At 65.1% G+C, this 17990-nt stretch carries 18 protein-coding genes and 1 pseudogene; 15 read left to right on the top strand and 4 right to left on the bottom strand.

Translation table 11 applies throughout. The features are described from left to right. The first annotated feature begins 2 nt into the window (after positions 1–2). The 12 genes from rplX to IPF76_RS04640 all read left to right on the top strand — a co-directional run bounded on the left by rplX (position 3) and on the right by IPF76_RS04640 (position 7112). Entirely contained in the window at positions 3–323 is a 321-nt protein-coding gene (gene rplX, locus IPF76_RS04695; RefSeq protein ID WP_088439827.1) for a 50S ribosomal protein L24, read from the top strand. Beyond that, positions 316–894, top strand: coding sequence for a 50S ribosomal protein L5 (gene rplE, locus IPF76_RS04690; RefSeq protein WP_293840286.1), 579 nt, complete (start codon positions 316–318; stop codon positions 892–894). Before rplX ends, rplE begins: the two co-directional genes overlap by 8 nt. Before the next feature lie 51 nt (positions 895–945). Next, positions 946–1251 (top strand): 30S ribosomal protein S14, encoded by a 306-nt coding sequence (rpsN, locus tag IPF76_RS04685; protein WP_293840283.1) that lies wholly within the window; start codon positions 946–948, stop codon positions 1249–1251. Between the two features lie 12 nt (positions 1252–1263). Beyond that, complete coding sequence (gene rpsH / locus IPF76_RS04680) at positions 1264–1668, top strand: 30S ribosomal protein S8 (RefSeq protein ID WP_167920387.1); 405 nt, start codon at positions 1264–1266, stop codon at positions 1666–1668. Further along, positions 1668–2201, top strand: coding sequence for a 50S ribosomal protein L6 (gene rplF, locus IPF76_RS04675; RefSeq protein WP_293840277.1), 534 nt, complete (start codon positions 1668–1670; stop codon positions 2199–2201). Before rpsH ends, rplF begins: the two co-directional genes overlap by 1 nt. A 3-nt stretch (positions 2202–2204) precedes the next feature. Continuing rightward, positions 2205–2558, top strand: a complete 354-nt coding sequence (rplR, locus tag IPF76_RS04670) for a 50S ribosomal protein L18 (protein ID WP_088439820.1) — start codon at positions 2205–2207, stop codon at positions 2556–2558. A gap of 2 nt (positions 2559–2560) precedes the next feature. After that, entirely contained in the window at positions 2561–3271 is a 711-nt protein-coding gene (gene rpsE / locus IPF76_RS04665) for a 30S ribosomal protein S5 (protein WP_293840275.1), read from the top strand. A 4-nt stretch (positions 3272–3275) separates the two neighbouring features. Continuing rightward, a complete protein-coding gene (rpmD, locus tag IPF76_RS04660; RefSeq protein ID WP_293701256.1) occupies positions 3276–3461 on the top strand; it encodes a 50S ribosomal protein L30 in 186 nt (61 codons plus the stop codon). A gap of 57 nt (positions 3462–3518) precedes the next feature. Continuing rightward, positions 3519–4046, top strand: a complete 528-nt coding sequence (gene rplO, locus IPF76_RS04655; protein WP_293840273.1) for a 50S ribosomal protein L15 — start codon at positions 3519–3521, stop codon at positions 4044–4046. 140 nt (positions 4047–4186) lie between these two features. Next, complete coding sequence (secY, locus tag IPF76_RS04650) at positions 4187–5560, top strand: preprotein translocase subunit SecY (RefSeq protein WP_293840271.1); 1374 nt, start codon at positions 4187–4189, stop codon at positions 5558–5560. 62 nt (positions 5561–5622) lie between these two features. Beyond that, on the top strand, positions 5623–6282 hold the full coding sequence (locus IPF76_RS04645) for an adenylate kinase (protein WP_293840268.1): 660 nt from the start codon (positions 5623–5625) through the stop codon (positions 6280–6282). 128 nt (positions 6283–6410) lie between these two features. Continuing rightward, positions 6411–7112, top strand: coding sequence for a hypothetical protein (locus IPF76_RS04640; RefSeq protein WP_293840266.1), 702 nt, complete (start codon positions 6411–6413; stop codon positions 7110–7112). Here the strand turns inward: IPF76_RS04640 and IPF76_RS04635 are convergent. Next, positions 7109–7639 (bottom strand): DUF177 domain-containing protein, encoded by a 531-nt coding sequence (locus IPF76_RS04635; protein WP_293840263.1) that lies wholly within the window; start codon positions 7637–7639, stop codon positions 7109–7111. The two genes, IPF76_RS04640 and IPF76_RS04635, sit on opposite strands and share 4 nt — an antisense overlap. Beyond that, positions 7636–8166, bottom strand: a complete 531-nt coding sequence (locus IPF76_RS04630; protein WP_293840261.1) for a ubiquinol-cytochrome C chaperone family protein — start codon at positions 8164–8166, stop codon at positions 7636–7638. The genes IPF76_RS04635 and IPF76_RS04630 overlap by 4 nt, the downstream gene beginning before the upstream one ends. A 192-nt stretch (positions 8167–8358) precedes the next feature. Here IPF76_RS04630 and bamE point away from each other — a divergent pair, with 192 nt between their 5' ends. Further along, positions 8359–8835 carry an outer membrane protein assembly factor BamE gene (gene bamE / locus IPF76_RS04625; RefSeq protein ID WP_293840258.1) on the top strand — a complete coding sequence of 159 codons (477 nt, stop codon included), beginning with the start codon at positions 8359–8361 and terminating at the stop codon, positions 8833–8835. Positions 8836–9072: 237 nt separating this feature from the next. On the opposite strand, the gene IPF76_RS04620 is transcribed toward bamE, so the two are convergent. Further along, a complete protein-coding gene (locus tag IPF76_RS04620) occupies positions 9073–11337 on the bottom strand; it encodes an NADP-dependent malic enzyme (protein ID WP_293841922.1) in 2265 nt (754 codons plus the stop codon). Positions 11338–11661: 324 nt separating this feature from the next. Between IPF76_RS04620 and mutS the strand changes: the two genes are divergently transcribed. Both mutS and IPF76_RS04610 read left to right on the top strand, forming a co-directional pair. After that, positions 11662–14325: a DNA mismatch repair protein MutS gene (gene mutS / locus IPF76_RS04615; protein WP_293840256.1), complete on the top strand. Its 2664-nt coding sequence runs from the start codon at positions 11662–11664 to the stop codon at positions 14323–14325. Further along, positions 14322–17079: pseudogene (locus IPF76_RS04610) on the top strand ([protein-PII] uridylyltransferase). Before mutS ends, IPF76_RS04610 begins: the two are co-directional and overlap by 4 nt. On the opposite strand, the gene IPF76_RS04605 reads toward IPF76_RS04610, so the two are convergent. Then, the gene (locus IPF76_RS04605) at positions 17076–17975 is read right to left on the bottom strand and encodes a LysR substrate-binding domain-containing protein (protein WP_293840253.1); all 900 of its coding nucleotides are present in this window, start codon (positions 17973–17975) and stop codon (positions 17076–17078) included. The pseudogene IPF76_RS04610 and the gene IPF76_RS04605 sit on opposite strands and share 4 nt — an antisense overlap. Positions 17976–17990: the final 15 nt, after the last annotated feature.

Below are 17990 nucleotides of genomic sequence, written 5' to 3'. Positions count from 1 at the left end.
CCATGGGTATGGCGAAGATCAAGAAGGGCGACACGGTTGTCATCCTGTCCGGCAAGGACAAGGGCAAGACCGGCGAAGTGACGCAGAGCCTGCCGAAAGACGGCAAGGTTGTGGTCGCGGGCGTCAATGTCATCACGCGGCACCGCAAGCCGAGCCAGACCAACCCGCAGGGCGGTCTGGAACGCAAGGAAGCGCCGCTGCACGCGAGCAAGGTCGCGATTGCCGATCCCAAGAGCGGCAAGCCGACGCGCGTGCGTTTCGAAACCAAGGACGGCAAAAAGGTGCGTGTCGCCGTGAAGTCCGGGGAGACCATCAGTGGCTGATAATTATACCCCCCGCATGCGGACCCGCTATGACGAAGTGATCGTCAAGGCGATGACCGAGAAGTTCGGGTACAAGAATGCGATGGAAGTGCCGAAGATCGAAAAGATCGTGCTCAACATGGGCGTCGGTGAAGCCACGCAGGACAAGAAGAAGGTCGAATCGGCAGCTGCTGAAATGGAGCTGATCGCTGGCCAGAAGCCTGTCGTGACCAAGGCCAAGAAGTCGATCGCCCAGTTCAAGCTGCGCGAAGGCATGCCGATCGGTTGCAAGGTCACCTTGCGCCGCGAGCGCATGTACGAGTTTCTTGACCGCTTGATCACCATCGCCATGCCGCGCATCCGCGATTTTCGCGGCGTGTCGGCGACGAGCTTCGACGGTCGTGGCAATTATGCCATGGGCCTGAAAGAGCAGATCATCTTCCCCGAAATCAACTATGACCGCATCGACCAGGTGCGCGGCATGGATGTGATCGTGACCACCACGGCGCGCACGGATGACGAAGCCCGCGAACTGCTAAAGCTGTTCGGCTTCCCCTTCCCGATCGCAGCCGAAGAAAAGGCAGCCGCTTGATCCTTCGGGATCAGGCTGGCTCTCTCTCAAAAGGAAAGAGAGCTTAAGTCCATGGCGAAACTGAGTTCGACGAACAAAAATGAGCGTCGCAAGCAGCTGGTGAAGAAATATGCCGGCCGTTACGCGAAGCTGAAGGCGATGGCGGCGGACACCTCGCTCGACGAAGGCGAGCGTCTGATCGCGCGCCTCAAGATGGCGGAAATCCCGCGCAATGGTAACCCGACCCGTATCCGTAATCGGTGCGAGCTGACGGGGCGCCCGCGCGCTTATTATCGCAAATTCCGGCTGTGCCGTATTCAGCTCCGCGATCTGGCCAACAAGGGCCTGATCCCCGGTGTTGTTAAGTCGAGCTGGTAAGGGACAGACAAGATGGCAATGACCGATCCTTTGGGTGATATGCTCACCCGCATCCGCAACGGCCAGACGGCGAAGAAGGACAGCGTCCTGACGCCGGCTTCGACCCTGCGTGTCCGCGTTCTCGATGTGCTCCAGCGTGAAGGCTATATCCGCGGCTACAGCGAAGAAGCGCTGGGTGCCAAGGGCCAGCACAAGGGCATCCGCATCGAGCTGAAATATTTCGAAGGGCAGCCGGCGATCCGCCATGTGGCGCGCGTTTCGAAGCCGGGCCGCCGCATCTATTCGGGTTCGAAAGAGCTGCCGATCGTGCGCAACGGCCTGGGCATCACCATCGTGTCGACCCCGCGCGGCGTCCTGTCGGATGCCGAGGCTCGCGAGCATAATGTCGGCGGCGAAGTGCTGGCGGAGGTGTTCTGATGTCACGCATTGGTAAAAAAGCAGTCGCGATCCCTAGCGGCGTTACTGCCGCGATCGATGGCGGTCAGCTGTCGGTCAAGGGTCCGAAGGGCACGCTCGCGATGCCGCTGTCCGACAACATCAAATATGAAGTTGGCGACGGCAGCATTTCGGTTCAGCCCGCAAACGGCACCCGCGAAGCTCGCGCTTTCTGGGGCATGCAGCGCACGCTGGTGCAGAACCTGATCACGGGTGTGACCGAGGGCTTCACCAAGGTGCTCGAAATCACCGGTGTCGGCTATCGTGCCAACTCGCAGGGCAAGAATCTGAAGCTGCAGCTCGGCTACAGCCATGATGTCGATTTCGCAGTGCCCGAAGGCATTGAGATCAAGACGCCCGACAACACGACGATCGAGATCAGCGGCATCGACAAGCAGCAGGTTGGTCAGGTTGCAGCGGAAATCCGCCGCTGGCGCAAGCCCGAACCCTACAAGGGCAAAGGCATCAAATATCGCGGCGAGTACATCTTCCGCAAAGAAGGCAAGAAGAAGTAAGCCATGGCACATCTTACCCAATTCGAAAAACGCCGTCAGCGCGTTCGTACCGCCCTCCGCAAGCGGGCCGGTGGGCGCGCGCGCCTGTCGGTGCACCGTTCGGGCCGGCATATCTATGCCCAGCTTATCGATGATGCCGCCGGCCAGACGCTGGCTGCGGCTTCGACGCTGGACAAGGATGTCCGCGGCAAGACCGGCGCAACCACCGCGGCGGCTGCCGACGTTGGCAAGCGCCTCGCCGCTGCCGCCAAAAAGGCGGGTGTGACGCAGGTCGTGTTCGACCGCGGCGGTTTCCTGTTCCACGGGCGCATCAAGGCGCTGGCCGACGCGGCTCGCGAAGGCGGATTGGAGTTCTAATCATGGCAGACGAAGTACAGAACGTCGAAGGCGCTCCCGAAGCAGCCCCCACCCCCGAGGGTCAGGCTCCGCGCCGCGGCCGTGGTGGCGGCGCTGGCGGCCGCGACGGCAACCGTGGCGGCCGTGACGGTGGCCGTGGTCGCCGTGACGATCGTCGTCCGCGTGACGATGACGGCGGCGAAGAGCTGATCGAAAAGCTCGTCCACATCAACCGCGTGTCGAAAACGGTGAAGGGCGGCAAGCGCTTTGGTTTCGCTGCGCTCGTCGTCGTTGGCGATGGCAAGGGCCGCGCCGGCTTCGGACATGGCAAGGCACGCGAAGTGCCCGAAGCCATTTCGAAGGCGACCGCTGCTGCCAAAAAGTCGATGATCCGCGTTCCGCTGCGCGATGGCCGCACGCTGCACCATGATGGCCTCGGGCATTTCGGCGCTGGCCTGGTGACGGTTCGCTCGGCACCTGCCGGTACCGGCATCATCGCCGGTGGTCCGATGCGCGCCGTGTTCGAATCGCTCGGCGTGGCTGACGTTGTGACCAAGTCGAACGGCACCTCGAACCCCTATAACATGATCCGCGCGACCTTTGAGGCGCTCGGCGAACAGACCAGCCCCAAGTCGGTCGCGCAGCGTCGCGGCAAGAAGGTGTCGGATCTGATCAAGCGCGGCGGTGCTTCCGACCGGGCAGCCGAAGCCGAAGCCGCCGCGGTGACGGAGTAAGATCATGGCTGACAAGAAGATCAAGATTCGCCAGATCGGCTCGCCGATCCGTCGGCCGAGCAGCCAGCGTGCCATCCTGACCGGCCTCGGCCTGGGCAAGATGCACCGCGAGGTCGAGCTGATCGACACCCCGGAAGTGCGCGGAATGATCCGCAAGCTGCCGCACATGGTGGAAGTCGTCGAGGGCTAAACGCCTCGCGACTCCCTGAATTTCTATCCGCGCGACAAAAGCGAAAGCGAGTGCACAATGACGATCAAACTTAACGAACTTCGTGACAACAACGGCGCCCGCAAGGGCCGCATGCGCGTCGGACGCGGCATCGGCTCGGGCAAGGGCAAGACCGCCGGCCGCGGCCAGAAGGGCCAAAAGGCCCGCAGCGGCGTCGCGATCAACGGCTTCGAAGGCGGCCAGATGCCGCTCCACATGCGCATCCCGAAGCGCGGCTTCAACAACATCTTCGGCAAGGATTTCGCGATCGTCAATCTGGGCATGATCCAGAAGCTGATCGACGCGAAGAAGCTCGATGCCAAGGCTGTGATCGATCACGCCGCGCTCAAGGCTGCGGGCGTTGCTCGCGGCGGCAAGGACGGCGTCCGCCTCCTTGCCAAGGGTGACTTCACCGCCAAGCTCAATTTCGCCGTTGCCGGCGCGTCAAAGGGCGCGATCGAAGCGGTCGAAAAGGCTGGTGGCAAGGTCGAGTTACCCGAAGCCAAGCCTGCTGGCGAAGGCAAAAAGGCCACGCGCAAGGCTACGGCAGCCGCCAAGAAGAACTAATGTATCGGGGGCGGACGGCGTTGGGCCGCTCCGCTCCTGACGCATTTGAATCGGGCCTTTCCCCTTGCGCTTCGTGACCTGCGAACGCACATAGGCGCCGGGTCGCGGGGGGCGCGGTCCGGAACCCGAGGAAAATACCCATGGCCTCTCGCGCCGATCAGCTTGCTTCCAACCTGAACTTTTCGAAATTCGGCAAGGCGACCGAACTCAAGAACCGCATCTGGTTCACGATCGGCGCGCTGATCGTTTTTCGCTTCCTGTCGTTCGTCCCGCTTCCCGGCGTCGATCCGGTCGCGCTGTCGACGCTCTACAGCCAGGCTGCCTCGGGCGGCGTCCTCGACATTTTCAACACCTTCTCGGGTGGCAGCCTGGAGCGCATGAGCATCATCGCGCTCGGCGTCATGCCCTATATCACCGCCTCGATCGTCGTGCAGCTGGCCGCTGCGTTGTCGCCCAGCCTCGCCGCGCTCAAGAAGGAAGGCGAAAGCGGGCGCAAGAAGCTCAACCAATATACCCGCTATGGCACCGTCTTCCTGACCGCAATCCAGGGCTATTTCATCGCCGTCGGGCTTGAAACGCTCGGCGCGAGCCAGGGTATTGCCGCAGTCGTCGATCCCGGCATGATGTTCCGCATCGGCGCCGTGATCAGCATCGTCGGGGGTACGCTGTTCCTCATGTGGCTCGGCGAACAGATCACCGCCCGCGGGATTGGCAACGGCGTGTCGCTGATCATCATGGCGGGCATCCTCGCCCAGTTGCCACGCAGCTTTGCGCAGATGTTCACCCAGGTCCGCGAAGGGTCGATGGGCGGCGGCACTGTGCTCGCGGTGTTTGCGGGTGCGATCATCGTCATCGCCTTCATCGCCTTCATGGAACGCGCCCAGCGCCGCGTGCTCGTACAATATCCCAAGCGCGCGACGCAGCGCGGCGGGATGCAGGCCGACCGCAGCCATCTGCCGCTCAAGGTCAACACCGCGGGTGTCATCCCGCCGATCTTCGCCTCATCGCTGCTGCTGATGCCGCTGACGATCACCCAGATGATGGGCAACAATGTCCAGGGCGATACCGCGACCAGCGATTTCCTGATCACGCTGAACCAGTATCTGGCGCACGGCCAGCCGCTGTACATGGCGCTCTATGCTGCGGGCATCATCTTCTTCTGCTTCTTTTACGTCGCCGTCGTTTTCAATCCCGAAGAAACCGCCGACAATCTGAAGCGCCAGAACGGCTTTATCCCCGGCATCCGCCCCGGCAAGAACACTGCCGCCTATCTCGACCATGTGCTGACGCGCATCACCGTGCTCGGTGCGGCCTATCTTGCGGCGATCTGTCTGGTCCCCGAATATTTCATCGCCCAGTCGGGCCTGCCCTTCGCGCTCGGCGGCACCAGCCTGCTGATCATCGTGAACGTGACGATCGATACGATCAGCCAGATCCAGAGCCACATGCTCGCGCATCAATATGGCGACCTGATCAAAAAGGCGAAATTGAAAGGCGGCGTTGCGCGGCGCTAAAGCGCCCGCTACGGCCATTCGCGCCAGAAGATCAGGGCAACGGGCAGGAACAGGGGCCTTTCATGACGCTGAATATCATTTTGCTCGGTCCGCCGGGGGCGGGCAAGGGAACGCAGGCGGTGCGGCTCGAGGACGAGCATGGCATGGTCCAGCTGTCGACTGGCGACATGCTCCGCGCTGCGGTCAAGGCGGGAACCCCGATCGGGGTCCAGGCCAAGGCGGTGATGGACGCGGGCGAGCTGGTGTCGGACGACATCGTTTCGGGCTTGATCGGCGAACGGCTCGACCAGCTCGGCGCCGATGTTTCGGTGATCTTCGACGGCTATCCGCGTACCGCGGCTCAGGCCGATGCGCTCGATACGATCCTCAGCGACCGCGGCCGCAAGCTCGACCATGTCATCGAACTGCTGGTCGAGGAGGACGCCCTCGTCGATCGCATCACCGGGCGTTTCTCGTGCGCCAATTGCGGCGCGGGCTATCACGACCGCTACAAGCTACCGAAGGTCGCCGACACCTGCGACCAGTGCGGTAGCCATGACTTCAAGCGCCGTCCCGACGACAATGAGGAAACGGTGCGCACACGGATGGCCGAATATCGGGCCAAGACCGCGCCGATCCTGCCGATCTACGATGCGCGCGGCATCGTGACGCGCGTCGATGGCATGGCGCCGATCGATGAAGTCAACGACGCGATCGAAGCCGTCCTCACGCCTGCTGGCTAGCAACCGCGCTTAATCGTCATTGCGAGGGCCGCAGGCCCGTGGCAATCCAGAGCGGTGCAGGGCCGCCCTGGATAGTTTGCTTCGCTCGCAATGACGAAGCCCGGTTGCGGCAAGCGGGGGAGCGGGTGATGAATTTCAAAGCGTTAGTGGCGGCGGCAATTTCGGCAACGGCAGGTTTGACTCTCGCGCCTGTCGCGGCCGCCAAGGTCGTCGACCAGAGCGAGGCGGGTTTCACCGTCGCGCACACCGCGCAAGTGACCGCGACCCCCGCTGATGTGTGGAAAATGCTCCGCATGCCGCAAAACTGGTGGTCGAAGGACCATAGCTGGTCGGGCGACGCCGCGAACTTCTGGCTCGATTCGCAGGCAGGCGGCTGTTTCTGCGAAAAATTTCCCGACACCGGCGCAGGGGTCGGAAGCGTCCAGCACGCGCGTGTCCTGTTCTCGAAACCCGGCCAGCTGCTCCGCCTGTCGGGCGCGTTCGGCCCGCTTCAGGGCGAAGCGCTGACCGGCACGCTGACAATCCAGATCAAGGAAACCCCGACCGGCAGCGCGCTGCGCTTCGACTATGTCGTCGGCGGCTATATGCGCTTCAAGGTTGCCGAGATCGCCCCCGCAGTCGACAAGGTGATTGGCGAACAACTGCTCGGTCTTGCCAATGCGCTGGGCGGCGCCCTACCGCCGAGCCGCGAGGAAAAGGCTGCCGCTGCCGCTGAGCAAGCCGCCAAGCCTGCCGCCGAAATGCCACCGGAGAAAGATGAGCCGGGACTCGACGCTGCAGTTGCCGATCTGGTCGAGGACGCGCCAAAGGACGCGCCCGACGAACGCTAAGCGTCGGGCGTCCCGCGCAGCTTCGCCAGCGCCGCAAACGGCCCCGTCGCCTCTTCGCTCAGCACGCCCTTTTCTGCCAGCACGCGGTCGGCCTCGGGATGGCGCGGAAAGGGATCGAGCGCCAGCGACAGTGTCTGCACCGCCGCTTCGCCCAGATCGACCCGGTCGCCTTCCAGCGGCAACAGGTCGCAATCCTCGCTGCTGATCTCGATCTCCTCGTCGGCATCGACCGGCGCGTCGATGTCGCGCAGGAAGCGCAGGTCGAACGGCTCGCTCAGCGTCGCCGGAACCGGCAGCCCGGTCGCGGCGCACGGCTGAACGACGCTTGCTTCGACCGCGCCCTTGGCGCCGATGCCGCCTGCGACGCCGCGGACCTCAGCGGCAATGGCAAAGCGATCGACCGCGATCAGCGCCAGCCGCTGCGCAATCCGCGCGCGCCCCTCGGCATCCGCCTCGACGGCCACAGAGCGCCCTTGCGCGGCGTCGGCCAGCGTCAGGATCAACGAAAATTCGGGCGCCGCGCTCACGCCGCTCCTCCGCCGAGCCGGTCGGCGACAATCAGTTCGGACACTGGTGTCGCCGCCAATGCCGTCCGCAGTTTCGCAACCTCGGCCATGACATGCGCCAGCCCCGCCGCGTCGGGTTCGTTGCCCCGCCACAGGTTGCGGACCAGCGCGGCGCGCAATTCCTCCGACCCGTCGGCGGCGCGATAGACGCCGAGCCGCCCGCCGAGCGCGCCGACCATCCGCCCGATCTGTTTGCCGACGACCATGTCGCCAAAGCCGATCTGGCGCATCTGGCCGTCCATGTCGGTCACGAACAATTCGGTCAGCTCGACCCCGGCGCGCACCGCTGCCGGGTCTTCGTCGATGCGGTGGAGGACAAGCGCCAGCACCAGGCTGACCATGTCGAACCGGCCGTCGAGCGTGTCAGGGACACTGCCCGTGGCATACCAGTGCGGCGCGCGCGCGGTTGCGACGACGGCGTTCCACAGCGGGCGGCGCGCCTCGCGCGGGTCGGGCTGCGAGCGGAAAAGATTACGGAGCGAGAACATGCCCACCGCTTAGGCGCAATTGGCGCCGCCGAAAAGGGGCGCTGGCACTGGCCGCCGGTCAGCTTCTGGCAAGCTTCGCCGCGCCACAAGCAGCTTGTGCGCCGCGTCCGCTTGCGGTTAAGAGGCGCGAGAGCGAGCGCCGACCGCTGGCAGATGTCGCGACAGGCGCAACGGAGATTATAGATGCCGAATATGAAGTTTTCGTCTGCCGCTCCGCGCGCGCGTCTGATCATTCTGGGCCTTGTCGTCGCGCTCACCGCCAGCGGTTGTTCGCAGCTCAAGGGTCGCCAGGGCTATGTCGTCGATCCGCTGTTGACCAGCGCGATCACCCCCGGCGTTGATAACCGCGAATCGGTCGAGAAGACGCTGGGCCGCCCGACCTTCGTCGGCCAGTTCAGCGACAATGAATATTATTATGTCTCGCGTGAAACGCGCCAGCTCGCTTTCGCCAAGCCGCGCCCGGTCGATCAGCAGGTGCTGCGCGTTCGCTTCGATGCCGCGGGCAACGTCGCGGCGGTTGACCGCACCGGGCTCGAACTGGTGAGCCGGATCAGCCCTGAAGGCGACAAGACCCCGACGCTCGGTCGCGAGCGCAGCTTCTTCGAAGATATCTTCGGCAACATCGGCGCGGTCGGCGCCCCGGGTGCGGGCGCACCCACCGGGCAGTAAGCTTATGCTTTAATCCTCCCTGTCGCGAAGCGATGGGGAGGAGCGGTTGCGGCATTTGGTTCGCACGAAGCGGTGAATCCCCAAAGACTGTCCCAAATCTGTTTGCCCTGAGCCTGTCGAAGGGCGGTTCTTTCGTCTTGCGGCGCCAAAGACGAACAGTCCTTCGACATGCTCAGCATGAACGGAGACAGGATAATCCGCTTCTTTGCGTCTTCGTGTCTTTGTGCGCTCCAGAAGCTACTGCGCGATCCCGCCCGCCGCCAGCACCGCCAGGGTCACCAGATCCGACGCCGGCGACGCCATCGTTGCGACCTGCACCGGATGTTCCATCCCGACCAGCATCGGGCCGATCACCGCTCCGCCGCCCAATTCGCGCATCAGCTTGGCCGACAGGTTCGCCGATTGCAGCCCCGGCATCACCAGTACGTTCGCCGGTCCCGACAGGCGGCAGAACGGATATTTCGCCATCACCTTTTCATTGAGCGCGACGTCGGGCGCCATTTCGCCTTCATATTCGAAACCCGGCTTGCGCTGATCGAGGATTGCCACCGCATCGCGAATATTGTCGAGCCAGCTGCCCGGCGGATTGCCAAAGGTCGAATAGGACAGGAACGCGACGCGCGGTTCATGCCCCATCCGCCGCGCGACCTGCGCGGTGCGCTCGGCGATATCGGCCAGCATTTCGGCGCTCGGCCGTTCGTTGACCGTCGTGTCGGACATGAAGATCGTCTGATGCTGCCCGACCAGAACATGAATGCCGAACGGCGTCTTGCCCTCGGCGTGGTCGATCACCCGCCGCACTTCGCGCATCGTCTGCGAATAGGTGCGTGTGACCCCGGTGATCATCGCATCGCCGAGCCCGAGCTTGAGCAGCAGCGAGCCAAAGATGTTGCGGTCGCGGTTGACCATCCGTTCAACGTCGCGGCGCAGATAGCCGCGCCGTTGCAGCCGCTCGTACAGAATCTCGACCATCTGCGGCACATGCGGCGAATTGACGCTGTTGTGGACTTCGTAGCTTTCGGGGTCGGCGACCCCCATTTCTTTCAGCGTGTCGCGCAGCCCCTCGCGCCCGACCAGCACCGGGGTGCCATAACCGCCGTCGCGGAACTGGATCGCGGCGCGCAGCACCACCTCTTCCTCGCCCTCGGCAAACACCACCCGCTTGGGGTTGGCGCGCGCCGCTTCATAAGCGAGCGTCAGCACCGACGTCGTCGGGTTCAGCCGCGCGCGGAGCGACGTGCGATAGGCGTCGAGGTCGGCGATCGGTTTCTGTGCGACGCCGGTTTCCATCGCCGCCTTGGCGACCGCGGCGGGAACGATTTCCATCAGGCGCGGATCGAAGGGCGAGGGGATGATATATTCGGGGCCAAAGCTCGAAGCGCGGCCGCCATAGGCCGCGGCGACCTCTTCGGGCACCTGCTGGCGCGCCAGATCGGCGATCGCATAGGCGGCGGCAATTTTCATCTCTTCGTTGATTGCGGTCGCGCGAACGTCGAGCGCGCCGCGGAAAATGAACGGGAAGCACAAGACATTGTTGACCTGGTTCGGAAAATCCGAGCGTCCGGTCGCGATGATAGCGTCGGGCCGCGCCGCGCGCGCATCGGGGGGCGAGATTTCGGGATCGGGGTTTGCCATCGCAAAAATGATCGGTGCGGGCGCCATGTCCTTGACCATCTCGGGCTTGAGCGCGCCCGCCGCCGACAGGCCCAGGAACACGTCAGCGCCGACCAGCGCCTCGGTCAGGTCGCGCGTCTCGGTCGGCACCGCATGCGCCGACTTCCACTGGTCCATGCCTTCGGTTCGGCCCTGATAGATCACGCCCTTGCGGTCGCACATGATGACATTTTCGTGCCGCACGCCCATCGATTTGATCAGTGAAGTGCAAGCGATTGCAGCGGCGCCGGCGCCGTTGACGACGACCTTGACCGTCGCGAGGTCGCGCCCGGTCAGGTAACAGGCGTTGATCAGCCCCGCCGCGGTGATGATCGCGGTGCCATGCTGATCGTCATGGAACACCGGGATGTTCATTTTTTCCTTCAGCGCCTGTTCGATGATGAAGCAGTTGGGCGCCGCAATATCTTCCAGGTTGATGCCGCCAAAGCTCGGTTCAAGCAGCTCGACCGCTTCGATGAAGCGCTGCGGGTCTTCGGTATCGACCTCGAGGTCAATCGAATCGACGTCGGCAAAGCGCTTGAACAGCACCGCCTTGCCTTCCATCACCGGCTTCGAGGCGAGCGCGCCAAGGTTGCCGAGGCCGAGGATCGCGGTGCCGTTCGAGATGACCGCGACCAGATTGCCCTTGATCGTGTAATCATAGGCCTTGGCGGGATCTTCGGCGATCGCCAGCACCGGCACGGCGACGCCGGGTGAATAGGCAAGGCTCAGGTCGCGCTGGGTCGCCATCGGTTTCGACGCGACGATCTCGATTTTTCCGGGCCGGCCATGTTCGTGGTAGAGCAGAGCCTCACGATCCGAAAACTGCACCTTGCTGCCGCCGTCCATCATCAATCCCCTATCCAAATTTTCCGACGCGCGCCCGAACCCATTCCCTAACGTCACCGGCGGCGATTGTAACCCCGGCAATGTTGCGAGGTGGTGGCACGCAAGGACGGACAGACAAACACACAGATACTCTCTCTCTCTCTCTCTCTCTCTCTCTCTCTCTCTCCCACCCCGGACTTGATCCGGGATTCCCGACGACGACGCGGCTTTTTTGTCGGCGAGGGCATCGTCGTCGCCTAATTTCCTACGTCCGCGCCCACCTCAAAGGCGCCATCGCCCCCTCTCGACCTTGCCATGCTGCCCCCAATCACTAAGCAGGGTCCGATGCCCGCCGCCGCGCCCCAACCCGCCAACAGCAACAGCGCCGCCCCCGCCGCAACGCCGATGATGGCGCAATATTGGGCGCTGAAGGCGCAGGCGGGCGATTGCCTGCTGTTCTATCGCATGGGCGACTTTTTCGAATTGTTCTTCGACGATGCCAAGGCCGCGGCGGCAACGCTCGACATCGCGTTGACCTCGCGCGGCGAGCATGAGGGCCAGCCGGTGGCGATGTGCGGGGTGCCCGTCCACGCCGCCGAATCCTATCTTGCACGGCTGATCCGCGCCGGGCACCGCGTTGCCATCGCCGAACAGGTCGAAACCCCCGCCGAGGCGAAGGCGCGCGGCGGGTCGAAGGCGCTGGTGGCGCGCGCTATCGTCCGCTTCGTCACCGCAGGGACGCTGACCGAGGAAAGCCTGCTCGAAGGGCGCAGCGCCAACCGCCTCGCCGCGCTCGCCGAGGTCGGCAGCGAGGGTGAGGTCGCGATTGCCGCCGCTGATATTTCCACCGGACGGTTCGAGGTTGTCGCGGTACGCCCCGAAGCGGTCGACGCCGAACTGGCGCGGCTCGCGCCTTCGGAGCTGCTGGTCAGCGAGACGGTGGGTGACGCCCCATCATGGACCGCGCGCCAGCTCGTGCGGCGGCCCCCGGGCGATTTCTCGAGCACCGCGGCGCAAAAGCGCCTCGAAAGCTTCTTCGGCGTCCAGACCCTCGACGGCTTCGGGGTTTTCTCGCGCGGCGAGATTGCCGCGATGGGGGCGCTCGTCGTCTATCTCGACCATGTCGGAACCGGCCAGCCGACCTTCCTCCAGCCGCCGGTACGCCATCTCGCGTCGGGCCGCATGGCAATCGACGCCGCGACGCGCGAAAGCCTTGAGCTTGTCCGCACGATGGCGGGCGCGCGCGACGGCAGCCTGCTTGCCACCGTCGACCGCACCGTCACCGCGGCGGGTGCGCGGCTGCTCGCCGACGATCTCGCCAGCCCGCTCACCGACACGGCCGCGATCCTCGACCGGCTCGACCTTGTCGATGGCCTCGCACGCGATGCCTTGTGGCGCGGCGAACTGCGTGGGGCGCTTCGGGCTTTGCCCGACGCTGGACGCGCGCTCGGGCGTCTCGTCGCAGGCCGCGGCGGTCCGCGCGATCTGGCGCAACTGCGCGATGCGCTCGGCGGCGCGCGGCAGCTGCGTGAACGCCTCACGCGCCGCCCCGATCTCCCGCCCTTACTCGCGCGCCTGCTTCCTGCCCTCGACGGCCACGGTGCGTTGGTCGACGAGCTCAGCCGCGCGCTCATCGAGACGCCCCCGGTCGACGCCGCGCAGGGCGGTTATATCGCCGAGGGCTATGATCACGCCCTCGACGCACTGCGCGAAACCGCGCGCGACGGGCGGAAAGCGATCGCGCTGCTCGAGGCGGGCTATCGCGACCGCACCGGCATCGCCTCGCTCAAGATCCGCCACAATGGCGTCCTCGGCTATCATGTCGAGGTGCCGGCGAAGCACGCCGACGCGCTGATGCTCCCCGAATCGGGCTTCACCCACCGTCAGACGCTCGCGGGCGTCGTGCGCTTCAACTCGGCCGATCTCCACGAGGCGGCGAGCCGGGTGACGCAAGCGGGGGTTCACGCCGTCGCCGCCGAAGCCGCGCATCTCGGATCGCTTGCCGAAGCCGCGACCGCGCGGCGCGAAGCGATCGCCGCGAGCTGCGACGTCCTCGCCCGGATCGACGTCGCCGCGGCGCTCGCCGACCATGCGATGAGCCACAATTGGTGTCGCCCCGATCTCGCTGACGATCCGTGCCTCGACGTCGTTGGCGGCCGCCACCCGGTGGTCGAAGCAGCACTTGCGAAAGCGGGGGAACGTTTTGTCCCCAATGATCTGTCGCTGTCCGAAACCGACCGGCTGTGGCTCGTCACCGGCCCCAACATGGGCGGCAAATCGACCTTTCTGCGCCAGAATGCGCTGATCGTCGTTCTTGCGCAGGCCGGCAGCTTCGTCCCCGCGGCATCGGCGAAGCTCGGCCTCGTCGACAAATTGTTCAGCCGCGTCGGGGCCAGCGACAATCTCGCGCGCGGGCGCTCGACCTTCATGGTCGAGATGGTCGAAACCGCCGCGATCCTCGCGCAGGCGACCCCGCAAAGTTTCGTCATCCTCGACGAGGTCGGGCGCGGCACATCGACTTACGACGGGCTCGCGCTCGCCTGGTCAGTGGTCGAGGCCGTCCACGAAGTGAACAAGTGCCGCTGCCTCTTCGCAACGCATTATCACGAACTCACGCGGCTCGCCGAGACGCTGAACGCGCTCTCGCTTCATCATGTCCGCGCGCGGGAGTGGCAGGGCGACCTCGTCCTCCTTCACGAACTCGCCGACGGTCCCGCCGACCGCAGCTATGGCCTCGCCGTCGCGCGCCTCGCCGGGGTTCCCGCGGGGGTCGTCAAGCGCGCCGAAGCGGTGCTGGCGAAGCTCGAAGCCGGGCGCGAGAAAACCGGTGGCCTCGCCGCCGGGCTCGACGACCTGCCGCTGTTCGCCGCCACCCTCGCCGCCGCGCCCGCCGCGACCAGGGATGCGCTGCGCGACGCGCTCGCAGCAATCGACCCCGACGCGCTCGCGCCGCGCGAGGCGCTCGACGCGCTCTATGCGCTCAAACGGCTGCTGGCGGACGAGGCATGAGCGACCTGTTCGACAAGCTCGAACAGCGCCGCGCGATCATCGATCGCCGCGTGCTGTCGGGGCAGCTCGACGAGATTGCCGCGGAGAATGCCGATACCGCGATGCGCCGCCGCGCGATGGTCGCGCTGCTCAAGACAGCGCTCGACGACGGGCGCGCCGAGATCGACCGCTGCCTGCTCGCACGCCCTTCGGCGGGCCGGGTTGCGGCGAACGCCACCGCCTTCCTGATCGACCAGATCGTCCGGCTCAGCCACGACTTCACCGTCGATCATCTCTACCCCTCGGGCAACCGTTCGGCAGGCGAACGGCTGACGCTGATCGCGGTCGGGGGTTATGGCCGCGGCGAAATGGCGCCGCACAGCGACATCGACATCGGCTTCCTGACCCCGTTCAAACAGACGAGCTGGACCGAACAGGTGATCGAGGCGCAGCTTTATACGCTGTGGGATCTGGGGCTGAAGGTCGGACATTCATCGCGCTCGCTCGACGAAATGGTGCGCGCTGCGAAAGATGATCTGACCATCCGCACCGCCTTGCTCGAAGGGCGCTTCGTCTGGGGCGACCGCGCGCTCTATGATCAGGCGTCGGCGCGTTTCGATGCCGAAGTCGTCGCGGGCAACGCGCGCCTTTGTCGCCGACAAGCTCGCCGAGCGCGACGAGCGCCACAAGCGGATGGGCGATTCGCGTTACGTCGTCGAACCCAATATCAAGGAAGGGAAGGGGGGCTTGCGCGACCTGCACACGCTCTTCTGGATCGGCAAGTTCATCCACCGCGTCCGCACCGTTCCCGAGCTGGTTGACGCCGGATTGCTCAGCGCGCGCGAGTTGCGCCAATTTGAGCGCGCCGAAAATTTCCTCCTCGCGGTGCGCTGCCATCTCCACACGCTGTCGGGGCGCGCAGAGGACCGGCTGACGTTCGATTTCCAGCGTGAGATCGCCGCGCGGATGCAATTCGCCGACCGCCCGGGCAAAAGCGCGGTCGAGCGCTTCATGCAGCTCTATTTCCTCCACGCCAAAAGCGTCGGCGATGTCACCGGCACTTTCCTTGCCCATCTCGACGATCAGATGGCGGCGCGCGGGCGGCGCTTCCTGCCGACGATCCGGCGGCGGCCGGGCAAACTGAACGGCTTCGTCCTCGACCGCGGTCGACTCGCGCTGCCTGCGGATGATTTCTTTCAGGCCGATCCGGTGCGGCTGATCGAAATCTTCGCGCTCGCGGACAAACACGGGCTCGAAATCCACCCGCAGGCGATGCGCCAGGCGCGGCACGACGCTAAGCTGATCGAGACGCAGGGGGTGCGCCGCAACGCGCGCGCCAACGCGCTGTTCCTGGACGTGCTGACCTCGCCGCGCGATCCCGAAACCGTGCTGCGCTGGATGAACGAGGCGGGGGTGTTCGGGCGATTTGTGCCCGATTTCGGTCGCGTCGTCGCGCAGATGCAGTTCGACATGTATCATCACTACACCGTCGACGAGCATACGATCCGCGCCATCGGCCTGCTCTCCGACATCGAACAGGGGCGGCTCAAGGACGATCATCCGCTGTCGACCGCGATCATGGACCAGATCCATTCGCGCCGTGTCGTCTATGTCGCGGTGCTGCTCCACGACATCGCCAAGGGGCGCGGCGGCGACCATAGCGTGCTCGGCGCCGAGCTCGCCTTGCGCGTCTGCCCGCGGCTGGGACTCAGCGATGCCGAGACCGAAACCGTCTCGTGGCTCGTGCGCTATCACCTGCTGATGTCGGCGACCGCGTTCAAACGCGACCTTGCCGATTTCAAGACGATCCTCGATTTCGCGGGGGAAGTGCAAAGCCCCGAGCGCCTCCGCCTGCTGCTCGTCCTCACCGTCGTCGATATCCGCGCCGTCGGTCCCGGGGTATGGAACAGCTGGAAGCGCCAGCTGCTCACCGAGCTGTATGACGCCGCCGAAGAAGTGCTGCGCCTCGGCCACAAGCAAAAGGGTCGCGAACAACGCATCGCCAGCAAGAAAGAGGCGGTCGCGGCGCAATTCGGCTTCGACCAGAAAACCTTCGACAAGGTCGCCAAGCGGCTGCCCGAAAGCTACTGGATCGCCGAACCGGTCGAGGTCATCGCCGCCAACCTCGTCCATATCCGGCAGGCGGGCGATTCGCCGCTGCACATCGCCGCGGTCCCCGACGACGATCGCGGCGCCACCTTGGTGATGGTGCTAGCCGCCGATCACCCGGGGCTGTTCTATCGCATTGCCGGCGGCATTCACCTCGCCGGCGGCAACATCATCGATGCGCGCATCCACACCACCCGCGACGGTCTCGCGCTCGACAATTTCCTCGTCCAGGACCCCATCGGTCGCCCGTTCGACGAGCCGGGGCAGATCGGCCGCCTGACCCGCGCGATCGAGGATGCACTCGCTAACCGCCATAAATTGCTCCCCAAACTCGAAGCCCGCGCCCTCCCGCGCACCCGCGCCGAAGCCTTCCGCATCGCCCCCAACGTCTTCGTCGACAACAAGGCATCGAACCGCTTCACCGTGATCGAAGTCAACGCGCAGGACCGCCCGGCGCTGCTCAACCAGCTCGCCTATGCGCTGTTTCAGTCAAAGGTGACGGTCCACAGCGCCCACGTCGCGACCTATGGCGAACGCGCGGTCGACACCTTCTATGTCACCGACCTGATCGGCGACAAGATCGACAGCGCGGCACGCGTGAAGTCGCTCGAGAAACGCCTGCTTGAAGCGGCGACGAGCCAGAGCGAGGAAGCGGTCGCGGCTTAGGCCTTGCGCCCCAGTTCGCGCGCGAGCGCCAGAAACGCCGCCACCCCCGCCGACGGGTGACGGCGGCCCGGATAATAGAGCGCGAGTCCTGCAAACGCCGGGGTCCAGTCGTCGAGCAGCCGGACGAGCCGTCCCGTCTCGATGTCGGCGATGACGTCCTGTTCGAAGAAGAACCCGATCCCGATCCCCGCAACCACCGCGGCCCGCGCGATCGTCACATCGTCAATCGTCATCGGGCCGCGGACGTCGATCTGCGCCGTCTCGGCGCCTTGCTCGAAATACCAGCGGTAGAGCGAACCATCGGGGAGGCGCACGCGGATGCAGGCATGGCCGGCTAGGTCGGTGGGAACGCGCGGCGGCGCATGCGCGGCAAGATAGTCGGGCGACGCGACGACGGCAAAACGCTGCGCTTCGCCCAGCGACAGCGCGATCATGTCGGTGGGGACCAGTGACGCGACCCGGACGCCCAGATCGAAACCTTCGGCGACAATGTCGATCAGCCGCCCATCGGTCACGACATCGACATGCACCTCAGGATAGCGCCGCACATATTCCAGGATCAGCGCCGCCAGCGCCGAGCGCGCGGCGAATGGCGGCGCATTGATGCGCAGCGTGCCCGATGGCGTTTGGCCGCGGGCCCGCACAATCTCGATCGCCTCGCGGACGTCGAGCAGCGACGGCCCGATTCGATCGACGAAGATGTGTCCCGCATCCGTCAGCGCGACGCTGCGGGTCGTCCGGTTGAACAAGCGCACGCCCAGCTCGCCCTCGATCCGCGCGATCATGTGGCTGAGCGCGGTCGTCGACAGGCCGAGGTCGATCGCTGCCTGCCGGAACGATCCGCGCCGGGCAACCGCCACCACGGCGTCGAAATCGCGCAGCGCAAGTCGCGTCATTATCCCGAAATTTTC

It is taken from the genome of Sphingopyxis sp. (assembly GCF_016704835.1).
Classification (GTDB): domain Bacteria; phylum Pseudomonadota; class Alphaproteobacteria; order Sphingomonadales; family Sphingomonadaceae; genus Sphingopyxis.
The sequence above is the reverse complement of the archived record's forward strand: the minus strand, read 5'-3'. Positions and strand labels throughout refer to the sequence as shown.

Bases quoted from the DNA above. Each gene is read 5' to 3' on its own strand.
- rplX (WP_088439827.1), top strand. From the start codon at position 3: ATGGGTATGGCGAAGATCAAGAAGGGCGACACGGTTGTCATCCTGTCC.
- rpsN (WP_293840283.1), top strand. From the start codon at position 946: ATGGCGAAACTGAGTTCGACGAACAAAAATGAGCGTCGCAAGCAGCTG.
- rpsH (WP_167920387.1), top strand. From the start codon at position 1,264: ATGGCAATGACCGATCCTTTGGGTGATATGCTCACCCGCATCCGCAAC.
- rplF (WP_293840277.1), top strand. From the start codon at position 1,668: ATGTCACGCATTGGTAAAAAAGCAGTCGCGATCCCTAGCGGCGTTACT.
- rplR (WP_088439820.1), top strand. From the start codon at position 2,205: ATGGCACATCTTACCCAATTCGAAAAACGCCGTCAGCGCGTTCGTACC.
- rpsE (WP_293840275.1), top strand. From the start codon at position 2,561: ATGGCAGACGAAGTACAGAACGTCGAAGGCGCTCCCGAAGCAGCCCCC.
- rpmD (WP_293701256.1), top strand. From the start codon at position 3,276: ATGGCTGACAAGAAGATCAAGATTCGCCAGATCGGCTCGCCGATCCGT.
- rplO (WP_293840273.1), top strand. From the start codon at position 3,519: ATGACGATCAAACTTAACGAACTTCGTGACAACAACGGCGCCCGCAAG.
- secY (WP_293840271.1), top strand. From the start codon at position 4,187: ATGGCCTCTCGCGCCGATCAGCTTGCTTCCAACCTGAACTTTTCGAAA.
- IPF76_RS04645 (WP_293840268.1), top strand. From the start codon at position 5,623: ATGACGCTGAATATCATTTTGCTCGGTCCGCCGGGGGCGGGCAAGGGA.
- IPF76_RS04640 (WP_293840266.1), top strand. From the start codon at position 6,411: ATGAATTTCAAAGCGTTAGTGGCGGCGGCAATTTCGGCAACGGCAGGT.
- IPF76_RS04630 (WP_293840261.1), bottom strand. From the start codon at position 8,166: ATGTTCTCGCTCCGTAATCTTTTCCGCTCGCAGCCCGACCCGCGCGAG.
- bamE (WP_293840258.1), top strand. From the start codon at position 8,359: ATGAAGTTTTCGTCTGCCGCTCCGCGCGCGCGTCTGATCATTCTGGGC.
- IPF76_RS04620 (WP_293841922.1), bottom strand. From the start codon at position 11,337: ATGGACGGCGGCAGCAAGGTGCAGTTTTCGGATCGTGAGGCTCTGCTC.
- mutS (WP_293840256.1), top strand. From the start codon at position 11,662: ATGCCCGCCGCCGCGCCCCAACCCGCCAACAGCAACAGCGCCGCCCCC.
- IPF76_RS04605 (WP_293840253.1), bottom strand. From the start codon at position 17,975: ATGACGCGACTTGCGCTGCGCGATTTCGACGCCGTGGTGGCGGTTGCC.